This window comes from Sphingobacterium shayense, assembly GCF_013179575.1.
GTDB classification, from domain to species: Bacteria; Bacteroidota; Bacteroidia; order Sphingobacteriales; family Sphingobacteriaceae; genus Sphingobacterium; species Sphingobacterium shayense.
This window is the reverse complement of sequence record NZ_JABMCQ010000006.1, coordinates 13598-35998: the sequence shown is the minus strand read 5'-3', so window position 1 is coordinate 35998 and position 22401 is coordinate 13598. Positions and strand designations below refer to the sequence as shown.

Annotated in this window: 14 protein-coding genes; 13 read left to right on the top strand and 1 reads right to left on the bottom strand. The window is 40.8% G+C overall.

Features of this window, described 5'->3' with window-relative positions:
* Positions 1 to 562: 562 nt before the first annotated feature.
* The 12 genes from HP439_RS01740 (at position 563) to HP439_RS01685 (ending at position 20214) form a co-directional block, all read left to right on the top strand.
* Positions 563 to 3541, top strand: coding sequence for a SusC/RagA family TonB-linked outer membrane protein (locus tag HP439_RS01740; RefSeq protein WP_172388626.1), 2979 nt, complete (start codon positions 563 to 565; stop codon positions 3539 to 3541).
* Between the two features lie 10 nt (positions 3542 to 3551).
* Positions 3552 to 5057: a RagB/SusD family nutrient uptake outer membrane protein gene (locus HP439_RS01735; protein ID WP_172388625.1), complete on the top strand. Its 1506-nt coding sequence runs from the start codon at positions 3552 to 3554 to the stop codon at positions 5055 to 5057.
* 19 nt (positions 5058 to 5076) lie between these two features.
* Positions 5077 to 6171, top strand: coding sequence for a fasciclin domain-containing protein (locus HP439_RS01730; RefSeq protein WP_172388624.1), 1095 nt, complete (start codon positions 5077 to 5079; stop codon positions 6169 to 6171).
* Between the two features lie 42 nt (positions 6172 to 6213).
* Positions 6214 to 7302: a DUF5007 domain-containing protein gene (locus tag HP439_RS01725; RefSeq protein ID WP_172388623.1), complete on the top strand. Its 1089-nt coding sequence runs from the start codon at positions 6214 to 6216 to the stop codon at positions 7300 to 7302.
* An 11-nt stretch (positions 7303 to 7313) separates the two neighbouring features.
* Positions 7314 to 10463: a SusC/RagA family TonB-linked outer membrane protein gene (locus HP439_RS01720; protein ID WP_172388622.1), complete on the top strand. Its 3150-nt coding sequence runs from the start codon at positions 7314 to 7316 to the stop codon at positions 10461 to 10463.
* Positions 10464 to 10486: 23 nt separating this feature from the next.
* Positions 10487 to 12073: a RagB/SusD family nutrient uptake outer membrane protein gene (locus HP439_RS01715; RefSeq protein ID WP_172388621.1), complete on the top strand. Its 1587-nt coding sequence runs from the start codon at positions 10487 to 10489 to the stop codon at positions 12071 to 12073.
* Between the two features lie 3 nt (positions 12074 to 12076).
* Entirely contained in the window at positions 12077 to 12820 is a 744-nt protein-coding gene (locus HP439_RS01710; protein ID WP_172388620.1) for a fasciclin domain-containing protein, read from the top strand.
* A 5-nt stretch (positions 12821 to 12825) separates the two neighbouring features.
* Positions 12826 to 14442, top strand: a complete 1617-nt coding sequence (locus tag HP439_RS01705; RefSeq protein ID WP_172388619.1) for a DUF5008 domain-containing protein — start codon at positions 12826 to 12828, stop codon at positions 14440 to 14442.
* Between the two features lie 9 nt (positions 14443 to 14451).
* Entirely contained in the window at positions 14452 to 16188 is a 1737-nt protein-coding gene (locus tag HP439_RS01700; RefSeq protein ID WP_172388618.1) for an alkaline phosphatase family protein, read from the top strand.
* 10 nt (positions 16189 to 16198) lie between these two features.
* On the top strand, positions 16199 to 17572 hold the full coding sequence (locus tag HP439_RS01695; protein ID WP_172388617.1) for a discoidin domain-containing protein: 1374 nt from the start codon (positions 16199 to 16201) through the stop codon (positions 17570 to 17572).
* 24 nt (positions 17573 to 17596) lie between these two features.
* Positions 17597 to 18631: a PKD domain-containing protein gene (locus HP439_RS01690; RefSeq protein ID WP_172388616.1), complete on the top strand. Its 1035-nt coding sequence runs from the start codon at positions 17597 to 17599 to the stop codon at positions 18629 to 18631.
* Positions 18632 to 18924: 293 nt separating this feature from the next.
* Positions 18925 to 20214: a DEAD/DEAH box helicase gene (locus HP439_RS01685; RefSeq protein WP_172388615.1), complete on the top strand. Its 1290-nt coding sequence runs from the start codon at positions 18925 to 18927 to the stop codon at positions 20212 to 20214.
* Positions 20215 to 20295: 81 nt separating this feature from the next.
* Here HP439_RS01685 and HP439_RS01680 read toward each other — a convergent pair whose 3' ends face one another.
* Positions 20296 to 20922, bottom strand: a complete 627-nt coding sequence (locus tag HP439_RS01680) for a metallophosphatase domain-containing protein (protein ID WP_172388614.1) — start codon at positions 20920 to 20922, stop codon at positions 20296 to 20298.
* Between the two features lie 454 nt (positions 20923 to 21376).
* On the opposite strand from HP439_RS01680, the gene moaA reads away from it, so the two are divergent.
* The gene (moaA, locus tag HP439_RS01675; protein WP_216657736.1) at positions 21377 to 22366 is read left to right on the top strand and encodes a GTP 3',8-cyclase MoaA; all 990 of its coding nucleotides are present in this window, start codon (positions 21377 to 21379) and stop codon (positions 22364 to 22366) included.
* Positions 22367 to 22401: the final 35 nt, after the last annotated feature.

Sequence of the window (22401 nt, the reverse complement as noted above, 5' to 3'; positions counted from 1 at the left end):
TAGTAGGTGTGAATTCGCCCTAATCCACTAAATGCGGCCGCACTTCATAATTGTATAAACATTACAAATATATACCTGAAAATAAGCTATTTAACAAATAAAAAACGCTATCAACCTCAGCAACAGAAAGCTGATCCGAGTATGTTAATTGCCCAAAAACCATAAAAAATAAAAAAAAATAAAAAAATTTGCTAAAACGTTTTTATGTATATATATTAGCTTCGTGAACGGAAATTTTAACCAATTTTAACACACCGACATGCGGTCATACGATAAAAATTTACTGCAAGCCATTTTACACGAAAACGGATAACAACATTTCGTTGCCGACAAGCCCTAGTCTTGCGAAAGATTAGAAAATTATAAGCTGAATACCAAAACATATAACGCATTCAACCGACTACCATCAAACCTAGTTGGAAGAAAATTAAATATTAAATTATAAACTAAAAAAGAAAATTATGATAACTCTTTTAGCACGATGCTTTCCTTAGGGTAACGATCACTTAACCTATTAATTAGAAAAATTATTATCAATTAAAAACTTTAAACCTAAATGTATATGAAGGAGAAAATTCCTTATGCATATAGTATAAGTATACTTGTTGTATTGTTCATATTGCTATCTGAAAATCATCTTTGGGCTTCCCACAAAACGGAATTCAGCGTTCATTCACATGCGTTATTACAGGACACTGTTGTGCCCCAGCTCTTGGATTCTGTGTTTGATCTAAATTTCAAAAATGTACGTACGAAATCGATGCTGAAGGATCCCAAAGATATTGCTCTAAACGGGTATGCTACCCTACCCCAATATCTCAAGGGAGAGGCTGCAGGACTGACTGTTACGGAACCCAGCGGAGAGCCCGGAACATCGGGTCCCATGTATATTCGCGGGATCTCAACACCTGTTTTTAGCCATAAAGATGTCTATCAGAATCAGCCTTTAGTTGTATTGGATAATATTCCACTCATTGGCAGTCATCCGTTTTCGTATATGATTCAGGCTTATGACATAGATAGAATCGGCCCAGAAAACAATCTTCTAAGTAATATAGAACTCGACAATATAGCTACCATCGAAGTTTTAAAAGATCCAGCCAGTATTAGTGTTTACGGGCCTCTGGCAGTAAACGGTGTTATCAAAATAACCTCGAAGAAGAGCGCTAGCAATGAAAAGAAAAGAATCAGTCTGAACAGTTTTATTGGCATGTCGCAACGACCGCGAGTCACAACGATTAATGGCGGCTACGAAAATAATTTTAGAAAGCAGTTTTATAACCTGTATACAAGTAACGGTCGTTACGATGAGGATGAAACCTACCCTGTTTATCTTAGCGACTCTTTAAACCAGAGATATTACGGGCCATCAAATTGGTCAGACAGCTATTACAATAATGGAATGAATTATGGCATAAACGCCAGTATATCGGGCGGAGGTAAGCGCTCAAATTTTCAATTTTCCTTAGGCAATCTACAAAATGCAGGAATAGCCGAAGACACCAAATTTCGAAAGTATAATGCGCGGTTCCAATTAGACTTGCAACCCTTAAAATGGCTATTCTTTCATACCAGTATCAATGCTACCCGATTGAGCCGCGATCGCAATAAAAATTTGCGTAACCGGTATGCAATGATGTCCTATTTTCCTGATCTGGGTGCACCCCTAGCACCAAACAAGGAAGCCTACGACGGCTATCTTGCCGAACACGATAAAAGTTTTGACAACAATTACTCGAATATCCTGGAAGGAAATCTGGCATTGAATATTCAGTTTGCATCCTTCAAACTCAAATCGAGACTTTTGGTAGACTACAACGAGGGTTTTAGAGACTTGTTCTACCCGAGTACATTGTTGGAGGGAAATAATTTCGCCTCAAACTATTATGGCTACAATCAACGACTTGTTTTTGACAATGTGGCATCATACGACTGGAAACTTAACGAAAATAGTAATCTATTTTTGGAAGCAGCTAGTGTATTGCAATGGGACAATCACAAATATAATTACGCCTATGCATATAAAGGAGTAAACGATTTCATTAAGATAAACCTTTTGGAGACAGATCCCAATAACGACAACTACCTCAATCCAACCGTATTTCCAAGACAGCTTGTATTTAAGTTCTTAGACCGTACACGAAACAACCTGGTTTCTTTCTATGGACGCGGGACCTATAACCTTGACGAAAAGTATACAGCGAGCCTCTTATTGCGCTATGACGGATCTTCAAACGCTCAACCTACCAGCCGCTGGATTTTTACGCCGTCGTTGGCGCTGGGTTGGAACTTAAAAAATGAATTTTTCAGCGACGATGCACGATACGAAAGTTTCAAAGTAAGAGCTAGCGCTGGTAGATTGGGAATCCTTAATTTGTTTGACAATATTTCCCAAGGACCACATTACACCGCCCAAGTAGGCTATACTGGAAACGTCATTGTACCAGGTTATAATGGCTTTGCGGCATTAGTTAGGCCGTATTCAGATGGTTGGACAGGATACGACATACCATGGGCGTATTCAGATCATGCAAACCTAGGCTTTGATTTCCAGCTTTCTAAGCGTAATATATACTTCTCTCTAGATGCCTATATCAAACAAAATAAAAACCAAGTTCTTACTATGCCGGCTCATGCAGAGTACGGTTATGAATATGCTTTAAAATCGGGGATGGACGTACAGAACACCGGCGTAGAGCTGTCACTGAGCGGTGACGTTGCTACGACGACATCTTATAGCTTCCGATGGAATTCAGGGATAAATCTCGCGTTTAACACCAATAAACTTACCGCCCTACCAGACGGTGCAAAGGAAGTGGTTATACAAGACCGAATGCTTAAGGTTGGCGAACGGATTGATGCCTTTTGGGTTTTAGAAAACCAGGGTATATACACTTCTGACAGTGAAATACCAATCGTCGATGGCGTATCCAAAAATTATAACGGTATTCCTTTCCAAGCGGGTGATCCTATCTGGAAAGATCAGAACGGAGACAACCGCATCACTTCTGCCGATCGTGTACTACGGGGAAATTACATCCCAAAAATATCAGGATCGTGGCAAAACAATTTTTTCTACAAAGATTTTGATGTAAAGTTCTATTTTTATTTCAACCTAGGTCGTGATATTGTTAATCAAGAAATGTCCAAACGATTTGATTTCATCGATAACGAAAATTCAGGAAACATCGGCTCTGTGAAAGAAATAACCTATTGGGAAAAACGAGGCGATTATAGCAAATATCCCCTTTATAACCCATGGAGTAGTGTTAGTGGCTATCAAACGAATCAAGATTTATTCATGGAAAACGGTTCGTTTCTAAAACTAAGACAGGTTTCAATAGGATATGATTTTACCAAGATGTTAGCCTCAAACCTTGACGGAGGAAAACTATATGTTTATGCGACAGCAAACAATTTACTCACGTTAACTAAGTATTCGGGGCGTGATCCTGAATTAACCAATTATTTAGGTCTTGATGAAGGATACAATATGATGATTCCGAAAAGCTACTTAATAGGATTTAAACTTAATTTTTAATAACTGCCATATGAAAAAGATATTATATGTTTTTACTGCAGTTTGTATTTCTCTTAGCAGTTGCGAGAAAATGTTAGATGTAGACTCAACTCGGGTCGTTTCGGACGAAAATATGTGGGAGAAAATGGAAGATACGCGAGCAGGGTTGCTCGGTGTATATGCGCTTACCAAATCTGCTTTAGTAGATCGTAATGCCTTTTGGCTTTACGGTGAGGTTCGTACAGGGGAATACTCGATTCCGCTTCGTCGCGACCTTATGGCGATCTCAGAGCAGGATTTAAACGCCAACAATGAAACCCTGGAAGCATTACGCAATTGGCGGAGATGGTATGCTGTGATCAATGCAGCCAATGTATTTATCACTCGAGCGCCAGAAGTACTCGGTCAAGATGACCGGTATAAAGAAGCAAATCTTAAGGTCGATATAGCTCAAGCACGGCTATTGCGTGCCTTTGCCTATTTCTATATGACGCGTGTTTGGGGAGATTTACCATTTATCACAAGTTCTTCGGAAGACAATTTCACGAATAAACCTAGGGAAAGCCAAGAAAAAATTCTGGCTTGGGTAGAGCAAGAGCTATTAGAAGCCGCCCCTGCCCTACCATTGCGTTACAGTGTGGACGAACCCGAGCAGCTCGGCAATTATTACAACGAAGCACAATCGCGCTGGGACGGTGCTTTAGCCACTAAAATAGCAGCATATGCGCTACTTGCACATGTATCTGCCTGGCAAGAGAACTACCCGAATGTAGCTTCTTATACTGCGTTTATCATGGATAATTATGAAAAAGCCAACATCAATTACACTGCCACAAACAACCTTACTTCGCCAAGTGGCTTTTTCTTCGATAAACATAGTAGTCAGATGTTCGCTTTTCCCAGCGTGTGGGCACATTTAGAAGGTGCTTTTACTGGAAATATTGAAGAACTAACACTCGCAACTCCAGTTGTCAATAAAACCATACCCGATATTTATCTAACCAAAGAAACCATTGTCAACGTTTTCAACGAAGCCAAAGACGAGCGTTTTAGTATTGACACACTCGGTAAACCTCTAAATGAGGACTACTTTCGAAACTTTAACGGACGATACCCAATCTTCAATAAAATCAAGTGTATTCAAGGCGGTAACACAGACCCCAATTTTCAAATTTTTACCAGTGCGCTCGTATTCTCTCGTCTAGAGGATATTACGTTACTGAGAGCAGAAGCATTGGCTGTTTTAGGTGAACAAAACGGCGCAATAGACCTGTTGAATCGTATACGGGAAAATCGTGGACTAGAAAACTATTCATCCGCATCAAATGGTGATCTATTGGATGCCGTTTTTCGCGAACGCCATAGGGAACTAATGGGAGAAGGACATCGCTGGTACGACCTTGTTCGCTACAATAAGATTAAAAATAACGATCCGGAATTTGTAGAGCGCATTCGTAATGGCGGAATTTATTGGCCGATTTCTGAATCGGTGTTACAACAAAATTCCCTCTTGGAACAAAATAATTATTGGAAATAACTACATAAACAAGGAAATTATGAAATTTCGGATACTAATAATTTTATGTGTTGTATTGGCTATCTCTTGTTCAAAAGATAACGGCTTCTACTCCCATGAGATACAAAAAACCCGTTATGATGGGAGCGTATATGCCTACCTAAAAAGTAAACCAGGAGTCTATGATTCGCTTGTAAAAGTTATTGATCGAGTTGGCATGCAAAACATTATCGCCGATAGTGCTATAACGGTATTTGCACCCACAAACGAGAGCTTTCGTTTGGCTATCGAAAACTTGAATAACATCCGTCGACTTGCCGAGCAACCTATCGAGTATTTAGGAAATGTGAAATATGAACAGTTAGATACAATGATGTCTCAATACGTTATTCGTGGTAACTATACCAGTGACTCACTATCTAATCAAGATGGATCCTTTCTTTATGATTTCCGTAATGGCTATCGTATGCACGGAAAATTAGTAGAATCCTATTCTTCTGGCTATATCCAAGGAGGGCCATCTGTTGTCGAATTTAGCGATACTAAATTAAGTCCATTCCTAAAAAATTGGGTAACAACCAATACCGCTTCAATTAATATCCAAGCAGACAACGGTATTATCCATGTTTTATCGTCTGACCACGTTTTCGGTTTCGATGATTTCGTTAAACGATTTACATTAATCCCACCGCCGCCTAACTTGTTTGAGACCGTGGGTGGAACGTTTTCTTCCTCTCATGAACATGGCGGGGGGCCAAATGCTGTTGAAGCATCTAAATATGTATTTGACGGAAATTCACAGACAAAGTTCCTTTTAGGATCGTTTCCAAATTCATTATGGCTACAAGTTGAATTGAACCAGCCATCCGTCTCAAACGCCTATACGCTAACCTCTGCTAATGATGAGTCGGACCGAGATCCTATCGACTGGCGCCTAGAGGGATCACACGATGGCGAAAATTGGAATCAACTGGACTCGCGGTCATCTGAGGAATTTTCAGACCGATTTATGCAACGTGTATTCCGATTTAAAAATACCGTCGCTTATAGTCATTATAGGTTGACAATAACACGCATAAGGAGCGGTACCATGTTTCAGTTAGCAGATTGGTCTGTCAATTATGAAGAACAATAAGTTAAGTATTTAAAAAAAATTAAAACTAAATGATAACCCATTATGATGAGTTATAACAACTATAAGGCTTTCACAGGTTTAGTATTGCTCTCTTTGGGCATAATATCCTGCTCCGAGATGTACGACCTGCCTCAAGACAAAGATTTTATAAGTGAAAACTTGACCTATTCAACCCAAATTTTAGAACCTACAATGGGGAGAACCACTGTCTTCAATCCACTGAATTCTGACAATTCGACGCTCCCACTAAACTTTGAGATCGTAAATCCACGCTTCGGTGATGGCACACCTGCACTAGATTTTCTGGAACCAGCGGAAACTTATGAGTGGATTCAAGAGTACGATGGCGAGGAAACCTCTATGGAGGAAATTGAGCGTAAACGCCGGTTGGTAAAAAAGCCGATGTTTGAGGTAGACTCAGGGGGCCGCTTCATCATGCATGCTTCGGCAATCAGTGAGCGCATAACACCAAGACCCACCGACTCGGTATTAAAAACACAGGATATTCGTTTCTTCGATCTCAAATTAAGCAATTCGGGGGGAATACGTTATATTAAAGATTTTCAACTTATTCCATGGCGTGAACTGGATTATGAACCGACCGACTTAAATCCTTACACAGGTGAAGTCGCCCCCGATCCTTTGAGTCCGAATGATCCTAGAAAACGCGCTTACATTGTGCCGATTCTGATGTACAATATGATGGGAGAAAACACAAATATTTATCTAGTCAACAATGATCAAAAGAAAGACGTAGTCATATACATCCGCCAATTTGAGGGAAATGCTGGAAACAAGCTTCGTATCAAGTTTCTTGACAAGGACGAAAAACCAATCCACCCAGCAGAATTTAATGAAACCAGGTGGGATGAGATGTTTCACGGATTCAATAGAAAAATCACGGCGGAATATGTTGAATATGATGTACTATACCCTATTCCCTTAACAAGCAATAAAACCCCTTATGGTTCCGGAGGCTGGGCAAACCTTGACATTAAGTATTCTCGGTTAGGATGGGGTGGAACCAGAGAGATCGCCGGAATGACTTTCAATTTTAAAATATTTAAGAAAGGTAACTGGGAAATCGTATTCCACTTTCGAAATGACAACCCAAAATTTGAAAACGATTAATACAGTTCTCCATGAAAAAAAAGATCATATATAGCTTAATTTTATTTTGGATGAGCTTATGTCTCTCCGCCTCTGCCCAGAACACATTACGTGGTAAGGTTGTCGATGCAAATGGAAATGGCCTAGGTAGCGTTACTATCATTAATACGGCGACAGGGAGAGCGCTCGTCGCCACCAAAGGGGATGGCACATTCAGCGTGACCCTAAATGGAAGAACTACGCTACTGTTCAAGTCTTTGGGTTATCTGGATAAACGTGTCACCGCCTCCGCTAACCAAAGTACACTTAATGTTTCGCTAACCCCCTCTGATCAGGGCATAGAAGAGGTTATTGTCACCCGGGGATATGTGAAGCGCCCGAAGGAAACCTCCACTGGCGCCTCCGCGATATTGACGGCAGACGATATCCGGGACGTACCGGGACCGCTAGAATCTTTATTACAAGGTAAGGTTCCGGGCATGAATATTCAGGTTAACACGGGTGCTCCAGGCTACCGAGGAACAACTCAAATTCGTGGACTATCAACTTTAACCGTTACAGGTTCCGGTAACGAATCTATTCTGATGCCCACCTCACCCTTATATGTTATCGATGGCGTCCCCCTTGATGCAGATAGAGCTTCCGAGATGGGACTGCAACAACAGGGTCCTGGGATTAGCCCCCTTTCGATGATACCACCCGAAGACGTAGAGAGTATTGAAATCCTAAAAGATGCGCAAGCTACATCGATGTATGGTTCTCTCGCCGCATATGGCGTAATAATCATCAATACCAAACGAGGTAACTCAGATATACCCCGTATAAATTACACAAACAACACATTTATTAAAACTCCGCCAAAATTGCGTCCAACACTCGGAGGTAATCTGGAAAGGCTACTAAAACTGCAGCAGATATACGGAAACGCATTAACACAGGATGATATTGACCGCATCCAAAATACGCCACATTTATCGGACAGTCTAAATGCTTATTTCAATAACTCGACGAACTGGCAAGATCTTTATTTTCAAAAGACATTTAACCATAGTCACAACCTAAGTGTTGACGGTGGGAACAAGATATTATCCTATAAAGCGAATTTGGGGTACTATAGTGAAACGGGGATTATCCGAAACACAGGTTTCGACCGATATTCTACCAACCTACGAATGGACTACAGTCCCGATAGTAAGATTCGTTTTACAGGTCAGGTATTTGCCCAAGTAGGAAAAATAAATAAAGGTGATGGAACAGGAATCTTGCAGACAGGCGTTGCTAAAGGCGGACTTTCCTCTACCTTACTTCCACCGCCGTCATTCTACTTAGCTTCCTCAGATTATATCTCTTCAATTAGTACAAAAAACACTAATAACGTGAGACTGATTCGGCCATTTATTGAAGGATCGTACGAGATACTTACCGGTCTACGACTTACGTCGGCATTAAGTTATGAGTTTGTGTCTAGCACAGAAGACACATTCACACCTGCTGCAGCGAACAATCAGTTTTCGAAGGTGTACTCATTCGCGGGCCGCGAAACACAATTGTATAGCAGAAGCTCTTTAAACTATGTGACTTCAATTAATGAAAGTCATAACTTCTTCTTCAATCTATTCAACGAGATACGGAATGTATCCAGACAGAATTCTGTTATCAGTCAGGAACGTACCCCGAACGATATCTTCCAGGGGCCGCTGGGTTTTGACGGCTATTTCTCACGTGGTGGCGGTGTGTTGGACAACTTTAAAGATGAACGCGCACTCTCCTTTGCAATGTCTACCTCCTACGATTATAAGCGTCGATATGTTGTAGATCTTTCTTACCGTATGGACGGTTCCTCTGGAAACGGCTTTGGTAACTTGTATACACGAAATCCAGCAGTTGGTGTGCGCTGGAATGCACACCATGAACCATGGATAAAAGACTGGGCACCTTGGTTAAATGTGGGTTCAATCCGGGCAAGTTGGGGTATAAACGTGATGCCTAATAGTACTTTGGAGCGGATATATGGACGTTATAATATCCAAGGAAACTACAATCAGCAACAAGGTATCGGTATCGATTTCGGACAGATTCCAAATCCGGATTTAAAACCGACGACCTCTATGCAATATAACCTGGGGCTAGATCTCGTGCTGTTTAATAACAAGGTAGACTTGGTATATGATACATATTACAAAAAGGTCGATAATCTGTTGTTCGATCAGTTCTTAAATACCTCTGTAGGTTTTAACGTATTAGCCTCAAACGATGCCGCAATTGCAAATTACGGCCACGAGCTCGCTTTAAATATCCGTCCCCTACCAACCTCTAGCCCGTTAACTTGGACCTTCTCGATTAACGGAGCATTGAACAAAGACGTACTTTTAAAACTACCATCGCATTATGGGGGGCAATTTATTAAGTGGAATTCCGACGATGTGAAAGGGCAAAATATCGTTTTCCGAGTTGGAACCTCCACCCTGTCGAATTATCTTTTGCTCAACGAGGGTGTATATGCACGGGACGAAGATGTTCCAGTTGATCCAGCGACGGGATTACGCTATCGTACCGAAGATGGAACGTATTTCCAGGCCGGTGATCCAATATGGGTTGACCGTAATGGCGACTACATTCTGGATACACGCGACTACGCTAGGACGGGAAATTCGCAACCACTAATCACGGGCGGTATACAGAATACGTTTACTTATAAGAATTTTCAATTAAGTATTTATGCTTCTTATACAGCAAAAAGAACTATCCTAAATAATGCTTTAGCGGAGCGTATGGGGCTAATGGCGAACCCTTTTGGACAGGGAGAAGATAATAAGGTTGTTGTACCTCTGGACGACTACGACATGTGGCAACAGCCGGGAGATATTGCAAAATATCCTTATGCTTATGCGTACACACGTAGCGAAACAGTACGTCCATTTCGTTATGACCAAACATTATGGCAAGAGAATGGAAGCTATCTGAAGATAAATAACATCATTCTGGCGTACAATTTCCAACGACCATTCTTGGAGCGCTTTGGGCTGCAGCGCTTACGCGTGTATGGTTCTTTGGATAATATCGCAACCTTTTCTACTTATAGCGGACCAAATCCGGAAAACGTTACCAGTATGGGAAGAGACCTTTCGAATGGATATCCGGTTCCAAGAACATATAACCTAGGTTTAAACCTTTCATTTTAATCACCATGAATCAGCAGCATTTTATGAAGAACTATAGAAATCTCGCCAAGCTTGTGATTACCACATTTATATTGATGGCTACCAGCTGTCAGAAATACCTTACAATAGATCCTATCGACCGACTGACGGGAAATAATTTCTACCTTTCCAAAGCGGATGTAGAATCTAACCTTGCTTTTGTCTACGCAAAATTCTTTTCGAAGATTCAGGAAAGCTGGGTTATGGGTGCCACGGGCGAAGCTCGTTCAGGCGAAATCCTTGCTTCGCCGCAATCCGGGGATTTCCGCACTCGGCCTATCGACCCCGCTGAGCGTCGGGTCGTGGAAGTATTAGGGAACAATGACTTATTAAGCGCTATTTATAGTCCCGTTTTTGAAGATTATAAATTAGAGAATATTACCAAATGGGATGGCTATTACCAGGTTATCCAGAGTCTAAACATTTTACTAGCCAAATTAGAAGAAGGTATCCCCGGTGTAGACGGAACGGATAAAGATCGATACGTCGCTGAGGCGAAGTTTATGCGCAGTTTCACTTACTTTTGGATGGTTCGTCTGTACGGTGACGTGGTATACTATACAGAACCCTATTTCTCGGAATCACTCGCGCGCGAGGATATGATTTCTGTTATAAACAAATGTATTGCCGACCTCGAACCGGAAAAAGACAAAATAACTTGGACCTTAAGTGATCCCGCTGAACGCGGTGCACGCCCAGCGCGAGGAGCGATTGCGGCTTTATTAATGCATATGAACGCTTGGAACGCATCCTTTGATCGCGCAAATAGCAAAAACTATCATACTAAGGTTGCGGAGTTAGGTAAAGAATTAATCGATAGCAAAGCTCATAGATTATACGAAATGACTGAAGACTCCTGGGCTCAGGTTTCTAAAGGGCGCACCGAAGAATCGCTATTCGAATTCTATAGGAGCGTGAACTATGGCGATGCGACACTCTTTCCCGAGACTTTGGACGATTTCGACGTTCGCAATCACTATCAATTCTGGAGTCACTTTTTAAGATGGCCGTACTTATTCCCTCGTCACGACAAATCTATTAGTCCGGCGTATTTTAGCTCTATTTATATGGAGAAGATTTACCCTATGGGCGAGTCAGACAAAAGGCGCGACGTGTGGTTCGAAGATATACTTTCTGACGATGGTCAATTTGTAATGAAGAAATTCGGTGGAAACGTTTATACCTCAGGGAATGAAAATGGTTATCCCGATAACTCTATTATTATTTTCCGTTATGCTGATGCTATTTTGCTCTATGCAGAATCATTAGCAGAACTTGATCGAAGTTCGGAAGCTATTGCTGCAGTTAACCTTGTTCGTAACCGCGCACAAGCCTCTAGTTACAGTGGAGAAGGTGGCGGTGCATTGAAGAATTTTATCTTTTTAGAGCGATGTCGGGAGCTTATTGGTGAGGGTCACCGTTATTTCGATTTAATCCGAACACGTCGTATACTCAATGCCGCGTGGACGATGGCACCAATGAATATCGACCAATACAATCGTGGTGCGTGGACGTGGCCACTACACGCCAGCGCAAGGAACTACAATCCGAAAGTAATATTAAATGAATATTGGACTACTACAGGCAGATAATATATGGAAACATTAAAAAGTATTTTGTTTAAACTCATCACACTAGTATGTGTGGGCTGTGTTTATCTTACCTCCTGCTCCAAAGACGATTATTATACCGACGGCGGGCGGGCGGCAGCTGAATTCGACGGTTCCATCATGGAATATCTGGACAGCAAACCTCGTGAATTTGATACAATCGCCCAAATTATCCGCCTGGCAGGATTGGAAGAAAAATTTAAAAGCGAGGAGTTTACTTTTTTTGCTCCTCGAGACGAGGATATAAAAAGTTTGATTGGAGATATAAACACGATAGGATTAAATTCGACATTGTTTTCTCTCGGACTCGATACAGTTAAAACGCTTAGTGACATCGATCCGGAAATATGGAGTTTTTATCTTCAACGCCATATTTTTAATGGCAAAAATAAACTTGCCGATTATCCGCAGGTTGATTATGATTTAATGAGCGTTTATGGCGGTCAAAATTATCGCTCTCAAGGCGATGCGGTTTTTAATATTGGTGTAAAATATAATGACGCAGTTAGCTCCGATGGAAATTCTGTACTCAAGTACATGGGATACCGGCAGCTACATATTGCATATATATATGACCTTGGTCAACCAACAGTCTTCAACGCCATCCCTGTGGCTTCCTCGGATATACAACCTAATAACGGCGTTGTTCATGTATTAAATTACGTAGATGCACAGTTTGGCTTCAGCAGCGGGCAGATAACATCAGATATTATTCAAAGTAAAAGGTAGCAATCATGGAAAATGCATTAAGAAAATATAAAATTGCGCTATTGGTCTTCTGTCTTATTGTCAGTAGCTGCGCAAAGGAATCTACTTTTTTCTCGGAACCTTACCAAGAGGGTAAACCGGCTTTGTCTGTCGTTTTTGATCGCTCGCAACCCCCTACACCCGCAACAGGAACAGAGGGAGCGCTTGTTAAACTCAAAATATCAGGCTTAACAGAATACCGTGATAAAGCTATTTTTAAGTTTAATGGTCAACAAGCAGAGATAGTCAATATCACCGATAGCGAGATAGAGGTAAAAGTCCCGGCATATGCAAGTACTGGTGTCACTTCGATTACCATTGATGATATCGTCGTATTTGGACCCGAATTTGACGTAGAAGGAAAAGTGAAGATTGACCCCACTTGGGAGGCTAAACAAGGTGCTAACAACTGGGTCAACAGTCGCTTTGTGCTCGGTGACGGAAAAGTGATATTCGTAGGCAGCTTCACGGACTATAACCGAAGAGGTTTAGTACGACCAATCAATCGCTTAGTAAGGACATTCTCTAATGGCGTATATGATGTTAGCTGGAGAACTGGTCTGGGCGCGAATGGTTCTCTAAACAGTATCATTCAAATCAACGATCGTTATTATATTGCCGGTGCATTTTCGGGTTACGATAAAAAAAATGAGAGCATCTCCAATATTACAAGCCTTCATCTAACTGGTGGACTTGACTCGATCGGTGTTAAACCATTCAGAAGACCGGACCAGGCCGACACGACCAAATATGTTCCAAAATTCAACGGTGGATTTAATTCTGCTGTTTCGAAACTCTATGCGGACGAGGATAAAGTGATCGCTACGGGCAATTTTCGCTACTATGTCAGTCGCCGTTACGATCAGCCTAATCAACGTGAAACCAGAGATTCCGTCATATTAGATAGTGTAGAAATTCGCCACGTTGCGCGTCTAAATCTCGATGGCACCTTGGATAAAACCTTCCGGTTTAATGGTAATACTCCATTTAGCGGTGGTAATGGCAATATTGAGACTATACGTCATGAGTCCGGTTCAGCGAAAGGAAAAATTGTTGTCTTCGGGTCATTCACCCGCTTCGATGAAGCAACGACAGGTTATATTACACGATTAAACGCCGACGGAACCGTTGATGCTACGTTTAACGCGGGTGGATCCGGTGCCGATTACACCATTTCAAATGTAACCTATAACGAACAAACTCAGAAATATATCGTCCTAGGGGCATTTAAAACTTATAATGGCAAACAGGCCCAGTATATGGCTCTATTGAATTTGGATGGAACGCTGGATGAAAGCTTCAAGGCTAGGACTTTTATCGGCGGATTCCCAAATTATGCCAAGCAGCTAAATGATGGGCTAATCGTGGTTTCGGGAAATTTCCTGAGCTACGATGGAATTACGAGAAACCGATTTATGATTTTAAATCCTGACGGTAGACTCGCTGCATCTAACCTAAATGCTACAGGACAATTTGATGGCGTATTAACAAGAATCGAGGAAACAACTTCCGAAGATGGTAAGCGTGCCCTGCTGCTGATGGGAAACTTTATCAAATTCGATAATCAAGATGTTTCCAACCTAATTAGAGTAACAATTGAATAAGCAAAGGTCATGAGTAAGAAAAACAATATAAACCCGATAAAGCTTTTGGTACTATCCTTAGTTGCCTTAAGTATTTTTAATGGCTGTAATGAGGAATTTAACAAAATGATTCCGACAACCGAAGACAACGAAGAGGAAGTTGATATCACATATGGTCAACCTAAAGTACTGCTGTTGATTGTGGACGGTGCTCGTGGTCAATCCGTGCGTGATGCAAAAACGCCAATCTTAACGCAGTTATTGCCAAACTCTATCCATAGTTGGACATCTTTGAGCGAAGAAGCTGCGCAAGGGATTGCAGCCAATTGGACTAATATTTTAACCGGCGTGGACCCCGGTAAGCATGGCGTAATCGATAATAACTTTTCAAATAACAAACTTGATCTATATCCTTCTATTTTCTCCAGGATCAGCAATTTCAATAGCGACTCAAAATTAGAACTGATTAGCGCTGACCCGCAGTTTCTGGATAACTATAATAAAGACGTCCAAACAAAACTCGCCGCTGGCGATGAAGATGTCAAAGATAAAGTAATAACTGCGCTGCAAGCAGACGATTGCACCATGATTACGGCCCATTTTAGGGACGTGCAACAGGCAGGACTAGCTAGCGGATATGATCTTTCATACGATCTATATAGCGACGCGATTAATGATTTTGATGCTCAGGTCGGTGACATATTAGAATCGCTCAAGCAGCGCAAGAATATTAATCAGGAAAAATGGCTCGTTATTATTACCTCCAGCCAAGGCGGGGATTTCGACATTCCAGACGCAGAGAATGATAACACCATATTCAGCGAACCCGCTTTAAATACCTTTACGATCATGTACTCTCCGAACTATAGTTCCAAATTTATCGGAAAGCCCTATATCGGCAACAAATTTTCAGGTGAATTCATGCGCTTTAATGACACTAAATATGCAGAGTTACAAACGGCCGAAAATGAATTGTTTAATCTGGGCAACGAGGATTTTACTATTGAGATCAAGGTCAAAAAAAATCGCGGATCCAATAATAATTACCGATTTAGCCATCCCTCGGTGATCGGGAAACGGGAGACATGGCAAGGTGGGTGGGATCGCGAAATGATGTATGGTTGGGTAATTCACCTCTCTGATAACTTCTGGGTTTTTAACGGGCGTGGCGATACGGGCTATGGTGAAGTTAAAGCCGATGAACATCAACGCTTAAACGACGCTACCTGGAATACAATCACTGTTGTCGGTTTACAACGCGAAGGTCAACGTTATGTAAGGCTCTATACTAATGGCGAATTCAACAGGGAGGGCAATATCACTGGTTGGGGTAATATGAATTCAGATTGGCCGTTACGTATCGGTTTTTTGCCAACTCGCGAGAGCTGGCGATCAGATGCATATCTAGCAGACGTAAAAATTTGGAAGATAGCCATGCCTGAAGATATGGTACAACAGTATAGCTGTGAAGTTGGTGTAGATCCGAACCACCCTTACTTCGACTACCTTGCTGGGTATTGGCCTATGATGGGCGCAAATTCCGAAGGCATGGTGTTTGACGAGGGGCCATTTGGCGCAAATCTGAAATTAGGCGATGCTGGTTATCCTACTACTTTATTAAACGACTACATATGTACCCCCTCTACGGACGAACTTGGACAGCTTGTACCACGAACGTTCGATGTGCCCGCTCAAATTATCAGCTGGCTAAAAGTTCCTCGACAAATGAACTGGCAATTGGATGGACGCGTATGGTTAGATAAGTAATTCGAAAAAGATGAAAACAATAAGACAAATAGGCTTTACCTTCCTGCTAATTTGCACGGCCGTCGCGTGTCAGGAATCCAGTTTAGAAGATTTTAGCGCGGCTGGCGGCGCCCCTGTGTTGGTTTCCGCTAGTACAAACACGAAAAATATCGCGAAGACTAACGAATCAATAACTGCAACGGTTGGTCTGACTTTAAGCGGTCCATCTGCCAGCGCGTTCGAGATTGCTCTACGCATAAATCAAGAGGCCGTAGAAACACAAATTAAAGACGGTACGCTAAAAGATGCGGTTGCGATATCTGCAGCGGCCATCCAGATTGACAATGTTGCCAAAGTAAGCTACGGGTCCGATGCAGCGGTTTTCAAGATAACAATATCCCGAACTGAGGTCGAGAGGTATTTTGGAAAAAAAATCGCCATCGGTTACACTCTGGACAACGCTACTAAAGATAATCAGGTAGATAAAGATAACGACACTGGGGTAATTCTCTTTAATACTAGCGAGCTCCTCACGGACGAAGATATACACTATATATCGTTACAAACCGGCGGGAATATCGTAGAGGTACGTGATCGGCAAAACTATACTAGTACTTCTGGAGGAATCACCATCCCTCTTACCGCTAGCTTAGCGAGTTTCCCTGGAAACGCGTTTTCAGTGGGTATCCAGACGAACGCAGATACCATCACCACGATGGTAAACCAAGGACTTCTACCTGCGAATACAATTGCACTTAAATCGGATCAATTCACCGTCAGCTCGAAACTAAATTTTACCAGTAACGCAAGTGAAGCTACATTTGCTGTCGACGTACCATGGAATACAATCAACGAAAGTGAAGGCAAACATTTAGCGATTGTCATTACCTTAGAAGATCCGACCCTGCATCTTGTTAACCCCGAAAAACGCTCGACGACTATCCTTATAGATTGTAACAACATACTGGAAGAGGATGTTACAAACCTTGGTGTATTCTCCGTAAATAGAGATAATGGCGGAGGCCCAGATGCTAACGAGGGATCTAAAAAACTAATCGACAACAATTATACAACAAAATTTTTACAGCCCGATTTCACAGGAGATCTAGAGATTAATCTTGTATATGAAGAAGGCCAAAAAATTGGCGCCTATACGTTTACCTCTGGAAATGACGCAAACCAACGAGATCCAAAAGCCTGGGAATTACTAGGCTCAAATGATGGTGTAACATGGACGACAGTGGATAGTCGACAAAATGAAGTTTTTGAAAACCGCCTAATGACCAGACGTTTCAATGTAAGTTATCCTGTAGCGTATACCCACTATCGGTTAAAGATAACCTCAATTGTAGGCGGTACAAATCTTTTCCAAATGACAGAGTGGCGAATGATAAAAGTACACTAAGACATAACCTAAAAAGAACAAATTATGAATATAAAATATCTTTTTATAATAAGCTTTCTGCTACTCGGTATGATTTCCTGTACCGATAAGGACGATCCTATTGTCGATAATGAAGGCCTGCTGGCCAAACCTACGGCGTCTTTCAGCTATCTTGTAGCCGACCCAAAAGATCCCTTCACGATCAAGTTTACAAATAGCTCTAAAAACTATGTTGACGCGCGGTGGTCATTTGACGATGATAGCACCTCGTCAGAAGCTTCGCCTATCCATACGTTTTTAAAAACAGGCACATTTAATGTAAAAATGATCGCTCTTAATGAAGAGGGGTACTGGGCACAGCGTGAAGAGACCGTCGAAATTTTACCAGAAGATCTGGTAAAACTTGTTGCAAACCCGTCAAACGGTAATCTGCAGATGGGTTATGAGACACCGATGACCGTCCAACGGATGCAGTGGTTAGAAAAGGTGAACGAAACAACCTATAATATGCTTTCCGAAAAAGAGACAATGGACATCTCGATTCCTGAAGGAGAATTCAAAACAGTCTTCGTAACCCTAACAACGCCCAAAGGTTCAGAAGTTACTTTAGAAATGCTTCTTGCAAACTTAGGGATTGTTGAAGATTTGACCGTATTAAATAATGAGTTCTCGATATCACGCGAAAACGGTTCTGGACGAGATGCGGGCGAAGGGTCATTAAAACTTATCGACAACGACATCAATACCAAGGTTTATGTAGGAGATGTAAAGGAAGAATATTTTTACTGGCAGTTCGATTATTTTCAGCCACAAGTTGTCAACGGCTATTCGATGACTTCCGGTAATGACGACGACGGTAGGGATCCGAAGAGTTGGGAAATATTGGGGTCACAAGACGGTGAGCAATGGGTGGTCCTCGATACCCGGACTGATGAGAATTTTACGGAACGTAAACAAACCCGTATATTTTCATACAATAATACCACAGCGTATGCGTATTACCGAATCCACATTATATCCAGAAAATCCAGCGGAAGCTTTCAAATGTCTGAATTTCGAATGTTGAAATTACCTCGGTAGGATGCGACTTGTATCCTATTGAGCCGTTTATCAGCACGCGGCCAAGGCGTAACAGTTAATAGGTTGAGTTTTATTTTGTAGTTTAGCGTAGCCTATCTTTAGGATTCATGACTCTTATTGTAGAGTCATGGTCCTTCTTTTTAAAAAAATAACTTTTCAATGTATTACTTGAAATGCATTCAAAAATATCCTGAACGTCCTTTAAGATACATTCATCACCTTAGTTATTTCTATCAGCATGTAAGACCAAGTATTTTAGCTAACTTTGCTGTTCGAATTAAACTATACAAGGCGTGTCATTAGAAAAATTAAAGTTAAACAAACGGTTATCTGCATCAGTTAAAGAGTTGGGATTTCTTTCCGCTAAGGAAATTCAGTTAAAGACAATGTCAAGAATTCTTGGTGGCCATGACATAATTGGTATCGCACCGGAAGGAGCAGGAAAAACAACGACTTATGTTCTTAGCGTGCTTAACAGTTTAAAATTCGAACCGGCAGAAGCTCCGAAAATATTAGTATTAGCCCCCGATCAAGAGCGAATCAACGCAATTGTAGATCAATTTTATACTATCAGTAAAAACAAACACCTAAGCATCATTGGCTTGCGTACGGGTGGCAGTATGGAAGAGGAAATTGAAACGTTAGTCGACGGAATAGATATTGTGGTAGCGACTCCCAACCGTGCTCGCGCAGTATATCTTAAGCTGGGACTAAACTTAAACAAACTTAAGACTTTTATTGTTGATGACGCTGATGAGATCATCAAGCAAGGCATGATGAATACGGTACGAGAACTGGCGCAAAGCGCGCAGAAATGTCAACATCTTGTTTTTAGTACTGTTGATCACGATAAACTGCATCAAATGATTGATGTATTTATGAATGCACCAACCACCATTGAAGTTGAGGAAACTTTGGATCGTAAACTCGATGTCAACCCACAGATCATTTATCATGTACCCAACTTTACCACGAAGATTAACCTCTTAAATGTCCTGCTTGCTGATCAAGATATTTTTGATAAAGTTGTACTGTTTGTAAATACAAGACAGACGGCAGAAAAACTCGCCGAATCGCTATTTAAATCTCATCCCAACGAAGTATCAATTTTAAATCCGTTATTTTTTGAAACATTCGGTTTTGATGATATAGAATCATTTAAAAAACGGCCAGATTGCCGAATTCTAATTATTCCAAATGAGCAAGCGGACACGATCGATTTGAACGATATTCCATTTATATTTCACTTTGAGTTGCCAGACGATACCAATCAGTATATTAAACATATCGTAAAAACCACAGAAGACGAAGTTTTTGCGTTTACACTTGCAACTGATTTGGAGTTACCAGAGGTCAAGCGCATTGAGCAGCAAACGGGAGAGAAAATGCAAAAATTAGACCTTCCAGAGAATGTAGTTATTTACGATGCTAATAAAAAAAGCAGCAAAAATAGCGATGATCAAAAAACAGTCGATAATACTCGCGGTGCCGCCTTCCATCCAAAAAAGCCGAGCAATGTTAAGACTTACAACATAGGCGCGGGTAAAAAAGCGCGTTTAGAAATGAAAAAGAAGAAAGGGTAATACTATCAACCTACTGTGCGATCAACGCTAATCACTTTGGATTGACTTAGCAAAAGTCAGTTTTAGCACGGTGGTCGTCTTCTAGATTTCAATATTAAAGGGCTGATTCCTTACCTGATAATGCCCGTCTAAAATCGAAGCATTTAGAAATGTAGTTTGCTCGCTTTGCTCCATCCCGTAACCCTCATGAATATGTCCGAAAATATGAAATGAGGGTTTAATCAACTTTACCGTATGGAGTAAATCAGCACAGCCAGTAATCACCCCCTCTGTCGTCCTATCTAGGATGCCCTGTGGTGGGCCATGGGTAATGAGAACATCTATATTTGACGGAATTAATGCCCAATGTTTAGTTATATCCTCTCCCCTAAGCCTGTTGAATGCCCAATTATTGAACCATGGTGTTATAGGAGATCCCCAAAAATGAATGCCATCTATTTCTACTCCCGAATCGTTTAGATATGTTATTTCTTTAGGTATACTTGTTAAAACTTCTTGGCTGGAAAATACTTCGAAAAAAAAATCGTGATTACCGGGAATAAATATTTTGTGGGGATGGTTTTGGCTTGCAAACCATTCGAAAAAATCTACCACTTCATTCTTATACCCGCGAGAAGTTATATCTCCAGCATGGATTAAAACATCTCCATCGGGTATGGATAAACCTTGATGTTTACCATGAGTATCTGAGAGGGTTATAATTCGCATTGCCAAATCTAAAAATAAAAGTAGAATTTAGGGAGTAATTGTTTAACCCTACACTTCCCAATTGGATGAGTTCGATGTTCCATTTTTATCTACTTCTCTCACCCTATCGAAAAACGTACATTTTTCCCTATTGTTTAACGCTACATAACCGCGACTAAGTTTCAACTTTACTTACAAGGGATATTATGGAATATAAATAATCGCAGAAAACAGCCATAACGATAAAATTATATTCATTTTACAATAGCAATCCTTAAAAAACACTTAAAATGCAACCAACAAATCTCAAAACCACGATAACACACCGCTAAAAAAAACAAAAACACAAGTTATTCTACGATAGATTAAATCATAAAGATTATTATTTTGTATAAAATTACCAATATAATAGTTATTTTTACTTGAAGAGGCACAATGAAGAGAACAAAAGTAGATAAACATAGATAAAAAGAACATGAACAACATACTTGTTGATCGCTATGGACGCAAACATGACTATCTTCGAATATCGCTAACTGATAATTGCAATTTGAGATGCTTCTATTGTATGCCAGAAGAGGACTATATTTTTACACCAACCAAATCCCTCATGCAGCCAAAAGAAATCGAGGAAATAGTCAAAATTTTTGTCGAAAATGGTGTAAAAAAGCTTCGCTTAACGGGAGGTGAACCGCTAATAAGAAAAGACATACCTGAAATACTGGAAATATTGGCAAGATTTCCTGTTGAATTACACATGACCAGCAACGGCATTCGAATAGATGAGCTACTCCCCCAAATTCTTGCGGCCAATTTTTCCAGTATAAATATCAGCTTAGACACACTTGACAGAAAAAAATTCATCCAAATTACCCGTCGAGATTATTTTGATAGGGTACGAAAAAACATTGATTTGCTCTTAGAAGCCGGTCTCACCGTTAAAATTAATGTTGTAGTAATGAAAGGATTAAACGACGATGAAATAGTTGATTTCGTTGAGTTAACCCGTACAAACAACATTGAAGTCAGATTTATCGAATTTATGCCCTTTAGTAATAACAGGTGGACTAGCAATCAAGTGATAACATACAAGGAGATTATAACTAGATTATCCAAGGTCTATAATCTAAATACAATTCAGCGAAAGAAGCATGACACAAGCAAGCTTTTTTCGATATCGGAATACCAGGGGCGATTTGGAATCATAAGTACCATGACAGCTCCATTTTGTTCTGATTGCAATAGAATACGGCTAACTGCTGACGGAAAATTAAAAAACTGTTTGTTCTCTAAAGACGAGACAAACTTACTCGACTCGCTTCGAGCAAACAAGTTAATACTTCCTTTAATTCAACAAAATATCGATTCTAAAGCAGAAGGACTCGGCGGTCAGCTAAATAAAGATTTCGAAAAAATCGAATCTAAGGCGATCAAAAACCGTAGTATGATATCCATCGGTGGATAACCAGAAAAACAGGACAAACCTCGGCCCTTATACAG

What these genes read in the sequence shown, in the direction of transcription:
- HP439_RS01740 (WP_172388626.1), top strand. Translation starts at nt 563, where the DNA reads ATGAAGGAGAAAATTCCTTATGCATATAGTATAAGTATACTTGTTGTA.
- HP439_RS01735 (WP_172388625.1), top strand. Translation starts at nt 3,552, where the DNA reads ATGAAAAAGATATTATATGTTTTTACTGCAGTTTGTATTTCTCTTAGC.
- HP439_RS01730 (WP_172388624.1), top strand. Translation starts at nt 5,077, where the DNA reads ATGAAATTTCGGATACTAATAATTTTATGTGTTGTATTGGCTATCTCT.
- HP439_RS01725 (WP_172388623.1), top strand. Translation starts at nt 6,214, where the DNA reads ATGATGAGTTATAACAACTATAAGGCTTTCACAGGTTTAGTATTGCTC.
- HP439_RS01720 (WP_172388622.1), top strand. Translation starts at nt 7,314, where the DNA reads ATGAAAAAAAAGATCATATATAGCTTAATTTTATTTTGGATGAGCTTA.
- HP439_RS01715 (WP_172388621.1), top strand. Translation starts at nt 10,487, where the DNA reads ATGAAGAACTATAGAAATCTCGCCAAGCTTGTGATTACCACATTTATA.
- HP439_RS01710 (WP_172388620.1), top strand. Translation starts at nt 12,077, where the DNA reads ATGGAAACATTAAAAAGTATTTTGTTTAAACTCATCACACTAGTATGT.
- HP439_RS01705 (WP_172388619.1), top strand. Translation starts at nt 12,826, where the DNA reads ATGGAAAATGCATTAAGAAAATATAAAATTGCGCTATTGGTCTTCTGT.
- HP439_RS01700 (WP_172388618.1), top strand. Translation starts at nt 14,452, where the DNA reads ATGAGTAAGAAAAACAATATAAACCCGATAAAGCTTTTGGTACTATCC.
- HP439_RS01695 (WP_172388617.1), top strand. Translation starts at nt 16,199, where the DNA reads ATGAAAACAATAAGACAAATAGGCTTTACCTTCCTGCTAATTTGCACG.
- HP439_RS01690 (WP_172388616.1), top strand. Translation starts at nt 17,597, where the DNA reads ATGAATATAAAATATCTTTTTATAATAAGCTTTCTGCTACTCGGTATG.
- HP439_RS01680 (WP_172388614.1), bottom strand. Translation starts at nt 20,922, where the DNA reads ATGCGAATTATAACCCTCTCAGATACTCATGGTAAACATCAAGGTTTA.
- moaA (WP_216657736.1), top strand. Translation starts at nt 21,377, where the DNA reads ATGAACAACATACTTGTTGATCGCTATGGACGCAAACATGACTATCTT.